Consider the following 17,529-nt stretch of genomic DNA (forward strand, 5'->3'; position numbering starts at 1 on the left):
CGATTAACCTGCCGGTCGCCGAGCCATCCGCTGGACGGCGGTCGCCGCGGCGGACTTCTCAGACCTCCTGCCGCTCCGCCCGCATCGCCATGTAGGCGCGCAGGCGGTCGGCGTCGCCCCCGCTCGCGGGCGTGTAGACGACCATGCCGAGATCCGGCTCGCCATCGACGGCAAAGCTCGAATAGTCGAGCGCGATCGCGCCGAAGTCCGGATGGGCGATGTGCTTGGTGCCCTCGCCATAGCCTTCGACGTCGTTGTCCCGCCACATCCGGGCGAAGTCGGGGCTCGCCGCGCAGAGTTCGTCGACGAAGCCGCGCGTCTCCTCGCCGGCTCCCACCTTGGCGACGGCATGGCGGAAGGCGGCGACCGCCCGCCGAGCGTCCTGTTCCCAGTGCACCATGCGATGCTTCACCTCCGGGCGCAGGAAGATGATCCTCAGGATGTTGCGCTCCTCGGGCGGCATCCGCGAGTAGTCGGCGAGACAGAGAGTCGCCGCACGGTTCCAGCCGATGATGTCCCAGCGCACCGTGCGGATCAGCGCCGGGCTGGCGACGAAGCCGTCGATCACCCGCTGGAGCCGCGGCGAGACGGCGTCGGCGGCGCGATAGCGCACCTCCGGCGGCCGGTGCTGCGCGAGAAGAAACAGGTGTTCACGCTCGACCGGGTTCAGGGCGAGCGCGCGCGACAGGCGGTCGAGGACGTCCACCGAGGGCTTGCCACCGCGTCCCTGCTCCAGCCAGGTGTACCAGGTGGCGCTGACATTGGCGCGCTGGGCGACCTCCTCGCGGCGGAGCCCGGGCGTACGCCGGCGTCCTGCGGCGAAGCCGAAGCTCGACGGATCGAGCCGCGCGCGGCGATCCTTCAGCCAGAGGCCGAGATGGTTGTCTGCAGCGACGACGCTCACGAGCCTGTCAGTCTCCATACCGGTAAACCGTCACGGCTTTTACCACCGGTCGATCCGCCAGACATAGCCCTCCGTTCAATCACGGAGAACTCCCATGCGTGTATTCGTCACCGGCGCCAGCGGGTGGGTCGGCTCGGCCGTCACCGCTGATCTCATCGCGGCAGGTCACGAGGTCCTCGGCCTCGCCCGCTCCGACGCGTCCGCAGCCAAGGTTGCCGCACTCGGCGCACGCGTTCATCGCGGCTCGCTCGACGCGCCCGACAGTCTGGCAAGCGGCGCGGAGCAGGCCGATGCCGTGATCCACACCGCCTATGTCCATGACTTCCCGAACTTCGCGTCCTCCGCCGAGACCGAGGAGGCCAATCTCGCGGCGATGGGCGACGCGCTGAAGGGCAGCGGCAAGCCCTTCATCGTCACCTCAGGTATGGCGCTGCACGTGCCGGGTCGCGCGGTGACGGAGGAGGACGCGGGGGATCCGTCGGGTTCGCATGCGTTCCGTGTGCGTGGCGAACACCAGGCGCTGGCGCTCGTCGCGGACGGCGTGCGGGCGATGGTCGTGCGCCTGCCGCCCTCGACGCATGGTGAGGGCGACTACGGCTTCGTTCCGATCGTCATCAAGCTTGCGCGCGACGAGGGCGTCTCAGCCTATGTCGGCAACGGCGACAACCGCTGGCCGGCGGTCCACCGGCTCGACGCGGCGAGGCTTTACCGACTGGCGCTGGAGAAGGGCGAGCCTGGACAGCGCTTCCACGCGATCGGCGACGCCGGAATTCCGACGCGCGAAATCGCGGCTGCGATCGGGCGCGGCCTCGATCTGCCTGTGGCTTCGGTGCCGGCGGACCGGGCGGGCGAGCATTTCGGCTGGATGGGTGGCTTCCTCGGCTTCGACATCGACGTCTCGGCCGACCTGACCCGCCAGCGGCTCGGCTGGAAGGCCGAGCAGCCGGGGCTGATCGCCGACCTCGAGGAGGGCCATTACTTCAGGTCCGAAGGCTGACCGCGTCCGCGTCTGCGGTGCCGCGCCGATCCTACGGCGCGGCGCTCCGCCTCAGCGCATCACCGGCATCGAGAACTCGGCCCCGGACTTGATGCCGGACGGCCAGCGGGCGGTGATCGTCTTCGTCCGGGTCCAGAACTTGATCGAATCCGGGCCGTGCTGGTTCAGATCGCCGAAGGACGAGCGCTTCCAGCCGCCGAAGGAGTGGTAGGCGAGCGGCGTCGGGATCGGCACGTTGACGCCGACCATCCCGATGTTGATGCGGCTCGCGAAGTCGCGGGCCGCATCGCCGTCGCGGGTGAAGATCGCAACGCCGTTGCCGTACTCGTGGCGCATCGGCAGGGACAGCGCCTCCTCGTAGTCACGGGCGCGCACAACCGACAGCACCGGTCCGAAGATCTCCTGGCGGTAGATCTCCATCTCGGGCGTCACCCGGTCGAAGAGGCAGGCGCCGACATAGAAGCCGTCCTCGTAGCCCTGCATCCGGAAGGCGCGACCGTCGACCGCAAGGTCCGCGCCCTCCTCGATGCCCCGGTCGATCAAGCCGAGGATCTTCTCCTGCGCCGCCTTCGTCACCACCGGGCCGTAGTCGGCGCCGGCATCGGTGTAGGGGCCGATCTTCAGGCTCTCGACCTTCGGGATCAGCTTGTCCATCAGCGCGTTTGCGGTCGCCTCGCCGACCGGCACGGCGACCGAGACCGCCATGCAGCGCTCGCCGGCCGAGCCGTAGCCGGCGCCGATCAGGGCATCCGCCGCCTGGTCGAGGTCGGCGTCGGGCATCACGATCATGTGGTTCTTGGCGCCGCCGAAGCACTGGGCGCGCTTGCCGTGCCGCGCGGCCTCGGCATAGACGTGCGCGGCGATCGGCGTCGAGCCGACGAAGGACACCGCGCCGATCTCCGGGTGCGCCAGGATCGCGTCCACCATCTCCTTGTCGCCGTTCACGACCTGCAGGATGCCCTTGGGCAGGCCGGCCTCGATCATGAGTTCGGCGAGGCGCATCGGCACCGACGGGTCACGCTCCGACGGCTTGAGGATGAAGGCGTTGCCGCAGGCGATCGCCGGCGCGAACATCCACATCGGTATCATTGCCGGAAAGTTGAACGGGGTGATGCCGGCACCGATGCCGACCGGTTGGCGGATCGAGTACATGTCGATGCCCGGGCCGGCGCCCTCGTTGAACTCGCCCTTCATCAGATGGGGAATGCCGCAGACGAACTCGCAGACCTCGAGCCCGCGGATGATGTCGCCCTTGGAGTCCTCGACCGTCTTGCCGTGCTCGCACGAGAGAAGCTCGGCGAGCGCCTGCATGTTCTCGTTGAGCAGCGCCACGAACGTCATGAAGACGCGGGCGCGGCGCTGCGGGTTGGTCGCAGCCCAGGCCGGCTGTGCGGCCCTGGCCGCCTCGACGGCCCGCTCGAGGTCCGAAGCGCCGCCGAGTGCCAGACGCGCCGCGATTTGCCCCGTTGCCGGATTGAAGACATCCGCCGTCCGGCCGCTCCCGCCGACCCGGGCCCCGTCGATGAAGTGACCGATCTCGTTCATGCCGCTCGCCCTCCCTGGCGCTGTTCGAGCGCTAGTCTTCACAGCCCATGGGCGAAGGCAAGCGCTGGCGCGGGGAGCTCGAGAAGATCGCGGAGGCGGCGGGACAGCGCGTGAAGCGGCAGGCCGATCGTCGGGTTCCCGTTAACTGCGAACCCTGTGCCCATCTGTGCATATGTGACAAAGCGCTTGTATTTGCATCGATTATAGACAAGAGCACCGCCGTGGTGAAATGTAAGGCGACCCCGTCGAAAGAACGGATGGCCTCCGGATCCACCAATGACACGAGGTGTTCAATGACGATTTCTCTTCGCACTCTGACGGGAGCGCTCGCGCTCTCGACCATTCTCGCGGTGAGCGGCGCTCAGGCCCGCGACCTCATCATGTACAATGGCGGCGACGTGACCTCGCTCGACCCGCAGAAGATGTCCGGTGACTGGGAGGACCGCGTCGCCGGCGACATCTACGAAGGCCTGATGACGGAAGACGCCAAGGCCAAGCCGATCCCGGGCGAGGCCGAGAGCTACGAGCTGTCCGACGACGGCCTGACCTACACCTTCCATCTGCGCGACGACGCCAAGTGGTCTGACGGCGAGCCGGTGACGGCCGAAGACTTCGTCTTCGCCTTCAAGCGTCTCATGGACCCGAAGACGGCCGCGCAGTACGCCTACCTGCAGTATCCGATCAAGAATGCCGAGGCGATCAACACCGGCAAGATCGAGGATCTCGACCAGCTCGGCGTCAAGGCGATCGACGACAAGACGCTGGAGATCACGCTCGAGCGGCCGACGCCCTTCTTCCTCGGCGCTCTCACCCACTACACCGCCTATCCGCTGCCCAAGCACCTGATCGACAAGGTCGGCGACCAGTGGGTGCAGATCGGCAACATCGTCACCAACGGCCCGTACAAGCCGGTGGAGTGGGTGCCGGGCAGCCACGTCCTCACCGCCAAGAACGACCAGTGGCACGATGCCGCATCGCTGAAGATCGACGGCGTGCGCTTCCTCTCGCTCGAAGACGTCAATGCCGGCTTCAAGCGCTACCGCGCCGGCGAGATCGACTACATGACGGACTATCCGAAGGACCAGTTCGACTACATCCAGAAGAACATGCCGGGCGAAGGCCATTTCGTGCCCTATGCCGGCCTCTACTACTACGTCATGAACAACAAGAAGCCGCCCTTCGACGACATGCGCGTGCGCAAGGCGTTGTCGATGGCGGTCAACCGCGAGGTGATCGGCCCGCAGATCCTCGGCTCGGGCGAGCCGGCCGCCTATGGCTGGGTGCCGCCCGGCATGGCCAACTATCCGGACGAGGGCGCCAAGGTCGACTGGGCCGACGAGGACTACAAGACCCGTCTCGAAGAGGCCAAGAAGCTTCTCTCGGAAGCCGGCTATGGCCCGGATAAGCCGCTCAACATCACCCTGCGCTACAACACCAACGACAACCACAAGCGCATCGCGGTCGCGATTGCCGCGATGTGGAAGCCGCTCGGCGTGAACGTCGAGCTGTCGAACGCCGAGGTGAAGGTGCACTACGCGGATCTGCGCGAGGGTGACTTCCAGGTCGCGCGCGCCGGCTGGCTCGCGGACTACAACGACCCGACCAACTTCCTCGACCTCCTCAAGACGGGTGTCGAGATGAATTACGGCCAGTGGTCGAACACGGACTACGACAAGATCCTCGAGGAGGCAGCCGTCACGCGCGACATGGAAAAGCGCGGCGACCTGCTGAAGCAGGCCGAGAAGCTGGCGCTCGACGCCAATGCCGCGATGCCGATCTACTACTATCTTTCGGAGAACATCGTATCGCCGAAGGTGAAGGGCTTCGAGGACAACGTCTTCGACAAGCACCGCACCCGCTGGATGTCGATCGAGGAGTAAGGATCAGGGGCGGTCGTCAGGCCGCCCTCGATCCGTTCGAGGGCGGCGTTCCGGCCGCCCTCCCTGATGCATCTTCCCTCGCCCAAAGCTCGAAGCACCCGCTTCCAACAACAGTGCAAGCCCGCGCGTCCGTCGATGCGTGAAGCCTTGCCACATCCCCCGAGGCCCGATGTTCGGTTTCGCCCTCCGACGACTGCTCTCGACGATCCCGGTCCTGCTGATCGCGATCACCGCGTGCTTCTTCATCCTCCGCCTCGCGCCCGGCGGCCCGTTCGACGCCGAGCGTGCGCTGCCGCCTGAGGTTCTCGCCAACCTGCGAGCCTACTACCATCTCGACGATCCGCTGATCGTCCAGTACCTGCGCTATCTCGGCCGGCTGGCCCAGTTCGACCTCGGCCCGTCCTTCGTCACCAAGGACTTCTCGGTCGCCCGTCAGATCGGCATCGGCCTGCCCTACACGCTGGTCCTCGGCGGCACGGCGTTTCTCGTCGCGATCGTCGGCGGGCTCGTCGCCGGCATCGTCGGCGCGATCTACCAGAACCGCTCGGTCGACTATTTCGTCGCCGCCGTCGCGATGACCGGCCTCGTCGTACCGAACTTCCTGGTCGCGCCGATCCTGCAGCTGGTCTTCGGCGTCAAGCTCGCCTGGCTGCCGGTCGGCGGCTGGGGCGACGGCTCACCCTACTTCCTGACGCTGCCGGTGATCGTGCTCTCGCTGCCGCACATCGCCCGCATCTCGCGCCTGATGCGCGGCTCGATGGTCGAGACGCTGAACGCCAACTTCATCAAGACCGCCAAGGCCAAGGGCATCGGCCGCTGGCGCACGGTGCTGCGCCACGCGCTGCGCCCGGCGCTGACGCCGGTCGTCTCCTATCTCGGCCCGGCGGCGAGCTATCTCCTCACCGGTTCGATCGTCGTCGAGCAGATCTTCGGGATTCCCGGCATCGGACGCTACTTCGTCGGCGCCGCGCTCAACCGCGACTACGGCATGGTGCTCGGGACGGTGATCTTCTACATGGTGCTGATCGTGGTGCTGAACCTCCTCGTCGACCTCACCTATGCCTGGCTCGATCCGAAGGTGCGCGCCCGATGACGCTCTACGTCGACAAGCGCCAGGCGCTCGAGGAAACGTTCCTGTCCGCCGACGCCGAGCTGCCGCACGGCAAGCCGCGCTCGCTGACCCGCGACGCGATGCGCCGGCTGCGCGGCAACAAGGCGGCCGTCGTCTCGCTCTTCGTGCTCGGCTTCATCCTGCTCGCCGCGCTGGTCGGGCCCTGGCTCGTCCCCTTCGACTACGAGACGCCGGACTGGTCGGCCTTCCGCGCCCCGCCCTCGATCGAGAGCGGCCACTATTTCGGCACCGACCAGAACGGGCGCGACCTTCTCGCCCGCGTCCTCTACGGCACCCGCGTCTCGCTCGCCGTCGCGACCATCGCGACCTTCGTCTCGGTGGTGGTCGGGGTCCTCTACGGCGCGGTCTCGGGCTTCGTCGGCGGCCGGGTCGACCAGGCGATGATGCGCTTCGTCGACGTGATGTACGCGCTTCCCTACATCCTGTTCGTCATCCTGCTGATGGTGATGTTCGGGCGCGACGTCTTCCTCCTCTTCGCGGCGATCGGCCTCCTCGAATGGCTGACCATGGCGCGCATCGTGCGCGGCCAGACCCTGTCCCTGAAGGAGCGCGAGTTCGTCGAGGCCGCGCGGGCGGCGGGCGTATCGACCTTCCCGATCATCCTGCGGCACATCGTGCCGAACCTCGTCGGGCCCGTGGTGATCTACGCGACGCTGACGATCCCGGAGATCGTCATCACCGAGAGCTTCCTGTCCTATCTCGGCTTCGGCGTGCAGGAGCCCCTCACCTCGCTCGGCACCCTGATCTCGGAGGGCACCGACGTGCTCGAGGTGCTGCCCTGGCTGCTGCTCTTTCCCGGCGCGGTCCTCGTCTCGCTGCTCCTCGCCTTCGCCTTCGTCGGCGACGGCCTGCGCGATGCCTTCGACCCGAAGGACCGGTGATGCTGGGAACCGGCGCGGCGCGTAGCGCATCAGGACGGGGTTTGCCCCCTGCACTCGTCATCCCGGCCTTGAGCCGGGATCCATGCCTCGGCGAGTCCGGCGGCATTCCGATGATAGCTCGCGGCGAGGCCACAGCGCGAGATGACGCGCGCTTCGATGCAAGCGAGGCGGTGGCCCGCCACGGGTACGGCGGGGGCGAGGATTTGGCATGGATCCCGGCTCAAGGCCGGGATGACGAAGCGGGAGCGTGCTCTCGGGAAACGACTGACGCAGCAGAAGAAGAACTCTATTCTTTCGTTCGGTCCAAAAGCGCCGGGTGGAGCTCTCCTTGGCTGGACACGTCTACATCATGGCCAGTCAGAAGAACGGCACGCTCTATGTCGGCGTCACCAGCGACCTTTCGCGTCGCGTCTGGGAGCACAAGGAGGGCCTCACTGGCGGCTTCACGTCCCGCTACGGCTGTCACCGCCTCGTCTGGTACGAGGAGCACTTCGACATCCGCGACGCCATCAGCCGCGAGAAAAGCATCAAACGCTGGCCCCGCCGATGGAAATTCGACCTCATCGAAAGCATCAATCCGGGCTGGAATGAACTCTACAGAGGCATGGGCTGGTAACTCCCGCGACTGCGCAAGGACTGCAGCATGAGCATTGCATCCGAAAGCGTCGCACGAAATGAAACGCACGTCATGCAGAAGGGCAGCCCCCTCCTCGCCCTCGAGAACTACACCATCGCCTTCGCCACGCCGGACGGCACAGTGCAGGCGGTCAACGGCCTCGACCTGACGGTCGCAGCCGGCGAGACGGTGGCGATCGTCGGCGAATCCGGTTCGGGCAAGAGCCAGACCTTCAATGGCGTCTTCGGGCTCCTGGCGCGCAACGCCACCACCGGCGGCACGGCCAAGCTGAACGGGCGCGACCTCCTGTCGATGCGCCCGAAGGATCTCGACAGGGTGCGCGGCGAGGACATGGCGATGGTCTTCCAGGACCCCATGACCGCCCTCAACCCGGCGATGAAGATCAAGCGCCAGCTCGCCGAGACGCTGGAGGTGCACCATGGCGTCAAGCGCCGCGAGGCCGAGGCGAAGGCGCTGGAGATGCTGAAGAAGGTCGGCATCCCCGAGGCCGAGCGCCGCATCGAGCAGTATCCGCACGAGCTCTCGGGCGGCATGCGCCAGCGCGTCGTCATCGCGATGGCCCTCCTGTGCCGGCCGAAGCTGATCGTCGCCGACGAGCCGACCACCGCGCTCGACGTGACCATCCAGGCGCAGATCCTCGATCTCTTCCGCGACCTCACCGCCGACTTCGGCACCGCGCTGGTGCTGATCACCCACGATCTCGGCGTCGTCGCCGGCATCGCGGACCGCGTGGCGGTGATGTATGCCGGCCGCATCGTCGAGGAGGCCGCCGTCGACGCGCTCTTCGCGCGCCCGGCGATGCCTTACACGGCTGCACTGATGCGCTCGATTCCCCGCGTCGACCGGGAGGTCGAGGCCGTCGAGCCAATCGCCGGCCGCCCACCGAACCTCATCCACCCGCCCGCCGGCTGCCCGTTCAACCCGCGCTGCCGCTTTGCCGAGGACAAGTGCCGGCGCGAGCGCCCGCCGCTCGCCGAGGTCGAGCCGGGCCGGCGTGCCGCCTGCTGGTTCCCCTTCATCGATGCCGCCGCGGGCACCGCCGGCGAGACGCCCGCGGAGGCGCCCCATGTCTGAGACGCTTCTGACCGTCGACCACCTGTCGACCACCTTCGCGCTGCGCGGCAAGGGCCTCTTCGCGCCTCCGGTCGCGCTGAAGGCGGTGAACGACGTGTCCTTCGACCTCAGGGCCGGCGAGACGCTCGGCATCGTCGGCGAGTCCGGCTGCGGCAAGTCGACCCTCGGCCGCTCCATCCTGCGCCTGATCGAGCCGACCGGCGGGCGCGTCGTGTGGCAGGGCCGCGATCTCACCGCCCTCTCCGCCAGCGAGATGCGCAAGGCGCGGCGCGACCTGTCGATCATCTTCCAGGATCCGATCGCCTCGCTCGACCCGCGCATGACGGTCGCCGACATCATCGCCGAGCCGCTGCGCGTCGCCGACCCGTCGCTCGACCGCAAGGCACGGCGCGCCCGCGTCCTCAAGGCGATGGACGAGGTCGGCCTCGCACCCGAGATGGCGAGCCGCTACCCGCACGAGTTCTCCGGCGGCCAGGCGCAGCGCATCGGCATCGCCAGGGCGATCATCACCGAGCCGAAGCTGATCGTCTGCGACGAGCCGGTCTCGGCGCTCGACGTCTCGATCCAGGCGCAGATCGTCAACCTTCTGAAGAGCCTGAAGGAGCGGATGGGGCTGACGCTGATCTTCATCAGCCACGACCTGTCGGTGGTGCGGCTGGTGTCGGATCGCATCCTCGTCCTCTATCTCGGCCGCGTCGTCGAGCTCGGGCCGCGTTCGGAGGTGTTCGCACATCCCGCCCATCCCTACACCCGTGCGCTCCTGTCGGCGGCGCCGATCCCGGATCCGGTGGTAGCGCGCGGGCGCGAGCACGTGGTCCTGCGCGGCGATCCCCCGTCGCCGATCAACCCGCCCTCCGGCTGCGCCTTCCGCACCCGCTGCCCGATCGCCAAGCCGGTCTGCGCCGAGACAGCGCCACCGCTGATCGAGGTGGGCGTGGCACACCGTTCCGCCTGCTTGTTCGCCGAGGAGGTGCTCGCCATGGGACCGCCGACCGGCAACTTCTCCGCCTCGGCAAACGCATAGGCCGAGCCGACGGCGTCGGTCAGGCGTCGAGCGTCGCCCGCTCTGCGGCGGCCCGCTGCCGTCGGCGGCGGCGCATCCGCACCGCACCGTGCACGCCCGCACCGCCCGCCCAGCCCGCGCAGAAGCCGGCGCCGGTGAGCACGAGGCCGTCGAGACCGATCGGAAACGCCGGGCGAAAGTCGTCGAACGTGCGCCCGGCAAGCGTCCAGTCGGGATCGCCGAGAGCCACGAAGGGCCGCAGGAGCGGCGGATTGTCGATCAGCGCCTCATAGCGCCGCTCGGCGTGCGCATAGTCTGCGACGGTGACGGCGGCGTCCTCGCCCTGCCGCGCGACGAAACGATCCGGGTTGCGGCGCAGCCGGTCGATGGCGGCGACGCGGGAAAGGCCCGAGGCGCCGGCAGTTGCGTCGAAGCGTGCGACCTCGACCCGCAGCGCGTCCGTCCAGCCCCCCAGGCGCTGCAGATACTGCTGCGTGAACTCGGCCGTCTGGCTGAACAGCGTGCCGGCCAGGAGAGCCGCCACCACACGCACCAGAAGCGCTGTCATCCGGCAGTCCCTCCCTCGTCCACCGCTCTGCGGCCTATACGCAGCAGCGGCCCGCTTCGATCCCTGCGCTGCGCGATCCGCTGCCATCGCCGCCTCGAACCGCCATGTCTCCGGCAGAACGGCCATCGAACCCTGCTTCGGAGCGCCCTGGCCGTACACGGACCTTCTTCGCCGGCCGCACCGCGTCACATCGGTGTCACAGGACATCCGCTATAGCGCCGCGCACGATTGACCGAGCGCAAGCAGAATCGCCATGCGTTACGCCGAACTCTCCTATGCCCGCCCGAACGACCGACTGGCCCGACGCCTGGTCATCCGCTCGATGGAGCAACTCTCCGGCCGCCGCAAGCTTGCCGCACTCTACGCGATCTGGAAGGCCGGCGTCGCGCGCGGCGACCGGTTCGTCTTCAACGCCATGCTGACACTGATGCGGATCCGGCTGGACATCACCGGTCGCTGGCCGCTGACGGACGACACGCCGGACAGGCTGGTGATGGTCGCCAACCATCCCTTCGGCATCGGCGATGGCGTCGCCGTCCTGGCGCTCGCCGAGCGGTTGGGCCGACCGTTCCGCATCCTGATCGCCAACGACCTGATGAAGATCCCGGAAATGCAGGCCTACGGTCTTCCGGTGTCCTTCGAGGAGACCAAGGACGCGCTGGCGATGAACATGGAGACCCGGCGCGAGGCGATCCGTCTGCTCGCCGAGGGCACCACGATCATCGTCTTCCCGGCGGGCGGCGTCGCCACGGCCGCCAGGGTCTTCGAGAAGGCCGACGACCTGCCCTGGAAGCAGTTCACCGCGCGTCTGGTGCAGACCGGCAGGGCTTCGGTGCTGCCGATCCACTTCTCCGGCCAGAACGGCCCGCTGTTCCACCTCGTCTCCAAATGGTCGCAGACCCTGCGCTACGGCCTCCTGATCGGCGCCTTCCGCAGGCTCTACGGCCGGGCGATCCGCCTCACCGTCGGCTCCGTGATCCCGTTCGAGGAACTGTCGGCGATCGGCGACCGCAAGCTCCTCACCGAGCGGCTGCGCGACGCCGTATTCGCGCTCGCAGCCGTCCAGCCGCGCCGGGCGTCGACGCCGGGACTGCTGGCTGCATGAGATCGAGTCTGTGGCTCGTTGACGTCCACGCTCGACCTCGTGCCGGAGGGCCCTTGAAGCAATAGAGCCCGTGGCGGTCCTGCGGATGGTCCGGCGCTGGGTACGCAGTCCATACGATGCAGCCGGCCTTCACCCGCCTCGCAGGGCGCTCGCCGGCGACTGGCGATAGGCGAGCGCTGCCGGGATCACGGCGATGAGTCCGGTCAGCACGAAGAGCACGACGAGCGACGAGGCGTCGGACGCCAAGAAGGTGACGGGCAGGCTGATGCCGCTGGAGGCGGTGAAGACCCCGGAGGCGACGCGTGCGCCGGCATAGCCGAGGCCGAAGCCGACGACGACGCCGAGCCCGATGATGGCGAAGGCCTCCACCCAGACGATGCCGAACACCGCCCGGCGCGGGGCTCCGAACGCTCGCAGCGCACCGATTTGCCGGCGCCGCTGCATCACATGCACCATCACCACCAGGAGGATTGCCGCCGCCACAAGGCCCTGCGCCCCGGCGGCGACCCAGGACAGGATGCGGCGCACGTCGCCGAGCGTGCCGTAAAGCCGCGTCAGGACCTCGCCGGGAAAGACGGCGAGCGTGCGGTCGCCACGGTAGGCCTGCCGCAGCTTGTAGGCATCGGCAAAGCTCTGCGGCTTGACCAGGATCGCCGGCAGGCCCGGCGCGTGCGGATCGGTCACGGCGGCTTCGTCGATCGGCGCCCGCAGGTCGGCGGGCGCGTCGTCGTGATCATCGTCGTCCTGCGCGTGAGGAGCCGAGCCCTCGCCGAAACCGCGTTCCGCAGGCTGGTCGGCTGCCGCGGCATTGAGAGCCGGCGCGCCGGTGTCCGCTCCCGCAGAGGCATCCGCTTCGTTCTCGTGCTCGTCGTCGTCGTGATGATGGTGGTGTGCCATCCAGACCGCCTGGATCGGCACCAGCACCGCGCGATCCCAAGGCGTGCCGGTCGGCGCCATGCGCCCGACGACCCTGTAGGTGATGCCGGTGTGGACCTCGCCCTGGCTACCCACGGTGCCGTGCATGGGATGAAAGCTGTCACCGATCTGCCGCGCGTCGAGCGCGCCGACGACCGCCTCGCCGAGGCTCGCGAAGCCGCGACCCTCGGTGACACCGCCGAGCCCCTTCAGGAGGGCTTCGGTCGTGCCTACGATCGGGTCGCCGTCGACGAAGTCGCCGAAACCAATCGGCGCCGCCCAGGCGACGCGCGGGTCCTGCGACAGGTCGGCGAAGACCGCGCCCGGCATCAGCGGCAGCGGCGCGGCCTGCAGGAACACCGAGGACAGGACGAGCTGCGTGTCGCTGCCCGGCGCGCCGACCACGAGATCGAAGGCCTCGGCGGCCCGCGCGCTGCCGAGCCGGAGCGCGCGCTCCTGCAGCGTCACCGCGACGCCCAGCGCCGTCGCCAGCGCCACGATGAGGACGATCACGGCGACCCCGATCCAGTGGCGCTTCAGATCCGCGGCGATGAACTGGAACATGGCGGGCCTTTCAGTGCAGCAGCCGACCGCCGTCGAGCCGCAGCACGCGCCCGAGCCGCCCGACGAAGCGCGGGTCGTGGCTCGCGACGATCAGCGTCGCACCGGCCTCCGACACGAGCTCGATCAGGAGGTCGGCGACCGCCGTTCCGGCCTCGGCGTCGAGGCTCGCCGTCGGTTCGTCCGCAACGATGACGCCAGGCCGGGCGACCAGGGCACGAGCGACCGCGACCCGTTGCATCTGGCCGCGCGACATCGTCTCCACCGGCTGCCCGTGTCGCAGGATGCCGACGCGGGTGAGAAGCCGTCGCGCCTCTTCGGTCAGGGCCGGCAACCGCCGAAGCCGGGCGAGACGCTGCGGCAGCAGCACGTTGTCGATCGCCGACAGCCCCGGGAACAGATGAAAGTCCTGCATCACGAGGCCGACATTGGCCGCCCGCCAACGGTCGCGCCGGCTTTCGGACAAGGCCTCGAGGTCGGTGCCCCGCCAGGCGACATGGCCCGAGCTTGCGGGTTCGAGGCCGGTGACGACGTTGATGAAGGTCGTCTTGCCTGAGCCTGACGGGCCGGTCAGGGCGACCTGGCTGCCGGCCGGCAGAGCCAGCTCGGAAATGGCGAGCACCGGCTGATCGAGGCCGGGGAAGCGGACCTCGAGATCGCGGATCGCAAGGTCGAGCATGCTCAGGCCGCGCCGAAGGACGCGTCGACGATGCGCAACCGGCTGAGGAAGCCGGTTTCAGGATCGCGCCAGGATCCGACCTCAAGTCGTCCCTCGACCTCGATCAGGGCGTTTGCCTGCTCGAAGGTCCTGGCGTCGTCGAGATAGATGACCACGATGTTGTCCGGCCAGTCTGCGTCGGTCGAGCAGAACGGGCAGAGCGCCATCGGGATCTCGGTGAGGACGAAGAAGTTCGACTCGGCCTTCAGCGGCGGGGCCATGAACCCCTTCATCGCCACCGGCTGGCCGTCGAGGCCCTTGACCTTGTCGGAGAAGGTGAGGCCGAGGACGCTGATCTTGCCGTAGAGCTCGTCGAACGTGAGCGAGGTTTCGGCGTGGGCGCGGCGCACCGGCATCAGCGTCAGGCCGACGAGCCCAGCAAGACCACCTTGCAGGAGACGGCGGCGCGAGACGGCGTTGGTCAGCATGTCATCGACCTCTTCAAGCGGTTCGGCCCCGGATGCAGAGAGCACCCGGAGCCGCGATTTCAGGCAAAGAGCCTCAAATCAGTTCGTCGCCGGAGCCAGGGCGAAGACATCCGCGAGCACCTTGTAGACATCGCTCTGCTCCATGTAGCCCTTGAACTCTTCCGAGCCCGGACCGGTCGCCTGCAGCACCACGTCGTCGACTGCGTGGACGGCGCTGTCGGCCGACTTCGGCAGGTTGCCGGTGCGAAGCACCGCGCCGGGAACGTCCTTGTACTGCTCGTTGGCGACGTAGGTGCCGTCGGCGCCCTTCACCGCCGGCTCGAACGGGCCATCCATCTTCGGACGGAAGGTCTCGTAGTAGTCCGGGTAGTTGTTGGCGAACATCGCCAGCCGGCGGGTCACGTCGACGCGGTCCGGATAGCCGTCGCCGTCCTTGTCCTCGTAGTTCGGGAAGCCGGCCTCCGCATAGGTGCCGACCTTCTCGCGCATCTCCTCGCCCGGCTTCTCGTCGTCGACGGTGCCGATCAGCGAGACGCCGTGGGTGTGATCGCCGGTGACGACGATCAAGGTGTCCGGATGGGTCTTGGCGAAGTCCATGCCGAGGCCGACCGCCTTGTCGAACTCGATGGTCTCGAACTCCGCGCGATCCCAGTCCATCGGATGGGACATCTTGTCGATCGACGCGCCCTCGACCATGAGGAAGAAGCCATCCTCGTCCTTGGACAGCTGGTCGAGCGCGACCTGGGTCATCTGCACCAGACCCGGCTGGTTCGGGAACTTGTCGACCGTGCCCTTGTGCAGGAAGTCCCGGTCGAGCGTCACGTCCATGTTGCCAGTGTGGAACAGGCCGAGGATCTTGCCGCTGTTGGTGCCGTTGGCCTGCTCCAGTTCGCTCTTGTCGGTCGCCAGCGTGTAGCCGGCGTCCCTGAACATCTGGATGTAGTCCTTGTCGTCCTTGCGCTTGGAGCCGTTGGTCGCCTGCGGCAGGAAGTAGGCCGAGCCGCCGCCGAGCAGGATCTCCGGCTTGACGTCGTAGAACATGCCGACGATGTCGGCCTTGTCGCCGCGCAGGCGGGTGTGGGACACGACGGCCGCCGGGGTTGCGTCCTCGAGCTCGGCGGTGGAGACGACACCGACCGACTTGCCGCCGGTGCGGCGCAGGGCCTCGCCGATGGTCTCGACCTTCGGATCGTCCTGGCTCGGCTTGGTGCGGTCGGCATAGACGCCGAGAGCGTTCACCGCCGACTTGTGGCCGGTCATGTAGGCCGACATCGTGTTGGCGCTGTCGGTGGCGATGGCGCCCGTCGACGAGGTGCCGATGAAGGCCATGTGGTCGAGGTCGTCCATGTTCAGACGGCCGTTCGCCTTGCCCTCGGTCATGCCCTTCGACATGATGCGGGCGGCGGTGCGGTGCGCGACGGAGAGGCCGTCACCGAGGAAGAAGATGATGTTCTTCGCCTTAGGAGCCGCCGGGGTGCCGTAGACGTTCCAGGTGACGCTCTTGGTCTCGCCGCCGGCCTTGGCCTGCACGGTGTAGGAGCCCGGGGTGGCGATGCTCGCGCCGCGGATCAGCACCGCAGAGGCTTCGACGCCGTCCTTCAGGCCCTCTTCCTTCTCGACGAACTCGACGTCTTGGCCGAGCACGTCCTCGGCCGGCTTGCCATTGACGGTCACGGTGACCTCGTCCGGCTTCACGACCGCGTCGAACTCGACCTTCATGTCGAATGGAGACCGGGCGAGGATGGTGGCGCGATCGAGCGGATAGACGGTCGTCGCTGAGGCCGCCGAGACGCAACAGGTCGTGGCGGTGAGAAGGGCGAGAAGGCCGCGCATTGAAAGGTCTCCAAGACTGATGGCGGCCCTCCGTTACCGGCTCTGCATGTCACTCGGATGACGGCGGTCCCGACCCGTTCTTGAAGCTGGAGTGTGGGCTGCGACGACCGATGACCTCTGTGTGCGATCCCGCAGAACCAGCGGGACCGACCCTCCGCAGGGCGAAGCTCCGTACTCGTGTCGCGATTGTGCGAAAGGTTCCGCGTCACCGGGGAACCTTCCTGTGAACCCGCCGTTGATCAGACTCGACTCACTGGACCAGGTGACTGATGCGGATCCTGATCGTGGAGGATGATGCGCTGACGCGCATGACCGCAGCGATGCTTCTGGAGGAGGCAGGCTACGCGGTCGACGAGGTGGGCGATGCGGAGGATGCGCTCACCGCCCTGGAACGGCAGCCGAACGTCTTTACGCATGTCTTCACGGACGTGTCGTTGCCTGGAACGATGGACGGCCTTTCTCTCGCCCGCACGGTGCAGGATCGGTGGCCGGACATCCAGGTGGTCATCACCTCCGGTCATCCGGCCACGAGAGCGGCAGATGCGCTGCCGCATTGCGTGCGCTATCTGCCGAAGCCGTGGACGAGCATCGACGTTCTCAACGTCGTCATCTGATCTTCCGAGCAGGCTTACGCCGAGGCCGCGCGGCCGGCATCGTCCTCATCGTCGTCGACGACGTCCGCGTGTGGCCGATCGGTGCCACCGGCGAGTTCCTCATGCCAGAAGCCGGTCGAATCCTGGTAGCGGATTGCTGCCGTTTCGCCGGCAACCGCCTGACGCTCCGAGGCGTCCTTTGCCGCCCGCAGGGCCGCCTCGTGGCTGGTGAAGGTCTCCGAATACACGTCGTTGACCTTGTAGGCCCAGCCGCCGTCGTGCTGGACGATGTGATAGTGGACATCAACCACGTCGCTACCCCTGTCTGAAACTGCCGCCGGATCCGTGCCGGCCGGTGCAGCCTCAACGCCGAGGGGTGTCAGCCGTTCCGCGGCGCTCATTCGATCAGTCGAGCGGGCGCACGTAGATCGGCAGGCGTGACGGCACGCGCGTGCAGCCGTGCAGCAGGCAGGCCTCGTCCACCGGCCGCGGCTCGGCCCAGGCGTATTCGATGCCGAGCTGCTGCGCGATGCTCAGGGGATGCCGATTGTCGCCGAGGGTCTCTGCGGTGACGCAGTCGATCGCGACCGTGGTGCCGAAACTCGCCATGTGAACATCCTGTCTTACAGTCAGGCCTTCAGCATCGCAGCCGGGGCTTGCCGGAGCGTCAACGCCGTCAGCAATTGCGTGGCAGGGTCAATGCGCCCCACATTCGGTCGCTAAACTTCGAACGATCCGCGCGGCTCGAAGGGCAG

The 17,529-nt window shown here is 67.8% G+C and carries 18 protein-coding genes; 9 read left to right on the forward strand and 9 right to left on the reverse strand.

All coding sequences use genetic code 11. The annotated features are described in order from the left end of the window. Window positions 1-58 precede the first annotated feature (58 nt). Complete coding sequence (locus NPA30_RS14660; protein ID WP_372338817.1) at window positions 59-904, reverse strand: helix-turn-helix transcriptional regulator; 846 nt, start codon at window positions 902-904, stop codon at window positions 59-61. Window positions 905-998: 94 nt separating this feature from the next. Here NPA30_RS14660 and NPA30_RS14665 point away from each other — a divergent pair, with 94 nt between their 5' ends. Beyond that, on the forward strand, window positions 999-1,901 hold the full coding sequence (locus tag NPA30_RS14665) for an SDR family oxidoreductase (protein ID WP_256803480.1): 903 nt from the start codon (window positions 999-1,001) through the stop codon (window positions 1,899-1,901). Between the two features lie 51 nt (window positions 1,902-1,952). Here NPA30_RS14665 and NPA30_RS14670 read toward each other — a convergent pair whose 3' ends face one another. Then, window positions 1,953-3,446 (reverse strand): CoA-acylating methylmalonate-semialdehyde dehydrogenase, encoded by a 1,494-nt coding sequence (locus NPA30_RS14670; protein ID WP_256803481.1) that lies wholly within the window; start codon window positions 3,444-3,446, stop codon window positions 1,953-1,955. Window positions 3,447-3,739: 293 nt separating this feature from the next. Between NPA30_RS14670 and NPA30_RS14675 the strand changes: the two genes are divergently transcribed. From NPA30_RS14675 to NPA30_RS14700, 6 genes are all read left to right on the forward strand, one after another. Next, window positions 3,740-5,326, forward strand: coding sequence for a peptide ABC transporter substrate-binding protein (locus NPA30_RS14675; protein ID WP_256803482.1), 1,587 nt, complete (start codon window positions 3,740-3,742; stop codon window positions 5,324-5,326). A gap of 169 nt (window positions 5,327-5,495) precedes the next feature. After that, window positions 5,496-6,419, forward strand: a complete 924-nt coding sequence (locus tag NPA30_RS14680) for an ABC transporter permease subunit (protein ID WP_256803483.1) — start codon at window positions 5,496-5,498, stop codon at window positions 6,417-6,419. Beyond that, window positions 6,416-7,339, forward strand: coding sequence for an ABC transporter permease (locus NPA30_RS14685; protein ID WP_256803484.1), 924 nt, complete (start codon window positions 6,416-6,418; stop codon window positions 7,337-7,339). The genes NPA30_RS14680 and NPA30_RS14685 overlap by 4 nt, the downstream gene beginning before the upstream one ends. Window positions 7,340-7,667: 328 nt before the next feature. After that, a complete protein-coding gene (locus tag NPA30_RS14690; RefSeq protein ID WP_256803485.1) occupies window positions 7,668-7,955 on the forward strand; it encodes a GIY-YIG nuclease family protein in 288 nt (95 codons plus the stop codon). A gap of 72 nt (window positions 7,956-8,027) precedes the next feature. Beyond that, window positions 8,028-9,050: an ABC transporter ATP-binding protein gene (locus tag NPA30_RS14695; RefSeq protein WP_256803614.1), complete on the forward strand. Its 1,023-nt coding sequence runs from the start codon at window positions 8,028-8,030 to the stop codon at window positions 9,048-9,050. Beyond that, window positions 9,043-10,074, forward strand: a complete 1,032-nt coding sequence (locus NPA30_RS14700) for an ABC transporter ATP-binding protein (RefSeq protein WP_256803486.1) — start codon at window positions 9,043-9,045, stop codon at window positions 10,072-10,074. Before NPA30_RS14695 ends, NPA30_RS14700 begins: the two co-directional genes overlap by 8 nt. Window positions 10,075-10,093: 19 nt before the next feature. Here NPA30_RS14700 and NPA30_RS14705 read toward each other — a convergent pair whose 3' ends face one another. Further along, a complete protein-coding gene (locus NPA30_RS14705) occupies window positions 10,094-10,621 on the reverse strand; it encodes a DUF2937 family protein (RefSeq protein ID WP_256803487.1) in 528 nt (175 codons plus the stop codon). Between the two features lie 253 nt (window positions 10,622-10,874). Here NPA30_RS14705 and NPA30_RS14710 point away from each other — a divergent pair, with 253 nt between their 5' ends. Continuing rightward, complete coding sequence (locus NPA30_RS14710; RefSeq protein WP_256803488.1) at window positions 10,875-11,726, forward strand: lysophospholipid acyltransferase family protein; 852 nt, start codon at window positions 10,875-10,877, stop codon at window positions 11,724-11,726. Window positions 11,727-11,855: 129 nt separating this feature from the next. Here NPA30_RS14710 and NPA30_RS14715 read toward each other — a convergent pair whose 3' ends face one another. From NPA30_RS14715 to NPA30_RS14730, 4 genes are all read right to left on the reverse strand, one after another. Beyond that, on the reverse strand, window positions 11,856-13,205 hold the full coding sequence (locus NPA30_RS14715) for an ABC transporter permease (protein ID WP_256803489.1): 1,350 nt from the start codon (window positions 13,203-13,205) through the stop codon (window positions 11,856-11,858). A gap of 10 nt (window positions 13,206-13,215) precedes the next feature. After that, window positions 13,216-13,881 carry an ABC transporter ATP-binding protein gene (locus NPA30_RS14720; protein ID WP_256803490.1) on the reverse strand — a complete coding sequence of 222 codons (666 nt, stop codon included), beginning with the start codon at window positions 13,879-13,881 and terminating at the stop codon, window positions 13,216-13,218. Between the two features lie 2 nt (window positions 13,882-13,883). Beyond that, window positions 13,884-14,348 (reverse strand): hypothetical protein, encoded by a 465-nt coding sequence (locus NPA30_RS14725; protein WP_372338818.1) that lies wholly within the window; start codon window positions 14,346-14,348, stop codon window positions 13,884-13,886. A gap of 78 nt (window positions 14,349-14,426) precedes the next feature. Continuing rightward, on the reverse strand, window positions 14,427-16,181 hold the full coding sequence (locus NPA30_RS14730) for an alkaline phosphatase (protein ID WP_256803491.1): 1,755 nt from the start codon (window positions 16,179-16,181) through the stop codon (window positions 14,427-14,429). A gap of 269 nt (window positions 16,182-16,450) precedes the next feature. Here NPA30_RS14730 and NPA30_RS14735 point away from each other — a divergent pair, with 269 nt between their 5' ends. Continuing rightward, a complete protein-coding gene (locus tag NPA30_RS14735; RefSeq protein WP_256803492.1) occupies window positions 16,451-16,795 on the forward strand; it encodes a response regulator in 345 nt (114 codons plus the stop codon). Window positions 16,796-16,809: 14 nt separating this feature from the next. Here NPA30_RS14735 and NPA30_RS14740 read toward each other — a convergent pair whose 3' ends face one another. Both NPA30_RS14740 and NPA30_RS14745 read right to left on the reverse strand, forming a co-directional pair. Then, complete coding sequence (locus tag NPA30_RS14740) at window positions 16,810-17,175, reverse strand: DUF2188 domain-containing protein (RefSeq protein ID WP_256803493.1); 366 nt, start codon at window positions 17,173-17,175, stop codon at window positions 16,810-16,812. Between the two features lie 4 nt (window positions 17,176-17,179). Further along, complete coding sequence (locus NPA30_RS14745) at window positions 17,180-17,383, reverse strand: hypothetical protein (protein ID WP_256803494.1); 204 nt, start codon at window positions 17,381-17,383, stop codon at window positions 17,180-17,182. Between the last annotated feature and the right edge of the window lie 146 nt (window positions 17,384-17,529).

The sequence above is a fragment of the Mangrovibrevibacter kandeliae genome, from assembly GCF_024519155.1.
GTDB classification, from domain to species: domain Bacteria; phylum Pseudomonadota; class Alphaproteobacteria; order Rhizobiales; family Rhizobiaceae; genus Mangrovibrevibacter; species Mangrovibrevibacter kandeliae.

Bases quoted from the DNA above. Each gene is read 5' to 3' on its own strand.
- NPA30_RS14665 (WP_256803480.1), top strand. From the start codon at position 999: ATGCGTGTATTCGTCACCGGCGCCAGCGGGTGGGTCGGCTCGGCCGTC.
- NPA30_RS14670 (WP_256803481.1), bottom strand. From the start codon at position 3,446: ATGAACGAGATCGGTCACTTCATCGACGGGGCCCGGGTCGGCGGGAGC.
- NPA30_RS14675 (WP_256803482.1), top strand. From the start codon at position 3,740: ATGACGATTTCTCTTCGCACTCTGACGGGAGCGCTCGCGCTCTCGACC.
- NPA30_RS14680 (WP_256803483.1), top strand. From the start codon at position 5,496: ATGTTCGGTTTCGCCCTCCGACGACTGCTCTCGACGATCCCGGTCCTG.
- NPA30_RS14685 (WP_256803484.1), top strand. From the start codon at position 6,416: ATGACGCTCTACGTCGACAAGCGCCAGGCGCTCGAGGAAACGTTCCTG.
- NPA30_RS14695 (WP_256803614.1), top strand. From the start codon at position 8,028: ATGCAGAAGGGCAGCCCCCTCCTCGCCCTCGAGAACTACACCATCGCC.
- NPA30_RS14700 (WP_256803486.1), top strand. From the start codon at position 9,043: ATGTCTGAGACGCTTCTGACCGTCGACCACCTGTCGACCACCTTCGCG.
- NPA30_RS14705 (WP_256803487.1), bottom strand. From the start codon at position 10,621: ATGACAGCGCTTCTGGTGCGTGTGGTGGCGGCTCTCCTGGCCGGCACG.
- NPA30_RS14710 (WP_256803488.1), top strand. From the start codon at position 10,875: ATGCGTTACGCCGAACTCTCCTATGCCCGCCCGAACGACCGACTGGCC.
- NPA30_RS14715 (WP_256803489.1), bottom strand. From the start codon at position 13,205: ATGTTCCAGTTCATCGCCGCGGATCTGAAGCGCCACTGGATCGGGGTC.
- NPA30_RS14720 (WP_256803490.1), bottom strand. From the start codon at position 13,881: ATGCTCGACCTTGCGATCCGCGATCTCGAGGTCCGCTTCCCCGGCCTC.
- NPA30_RS14725 (WP_372338818.1), bottom strand. From the start codon at position 14,348: ATGCTGACCAACGCCGTCTCGCGCCGCCGTCTCCTGCAAGGTGGTCTT.
- NPA30_RS14730 (WP_256803491.1), bottom strand. From the start codon at position 16,181: ATGCGCGGCCTTCTCGCCCTTCTCACCGCCACGACCTGTTGCGTCTCG.
- NPA30_RS14735 (WP_256803492.1), top strand. From the start codon at position 16,451: ATGCGGATCCTGATCGTGGAGGATGATGCGCTGACGCGCATGACCGCA.
- NPA30_RS14740 (WP_256803493.1), bottom strand. From the start codon at position 17,175: ATGAGCGCCGCGGAACGGCTGACACCCCTCGGCGTTGAGGCTGCACCG.
- NPA30_RS14745 (WP_256803494.1), bottom strand. From the start codon at position 17,383: ATGGCGAGTTTCGGCACCACGGTCGCGATCGACTGCGTCACCGCAGAG.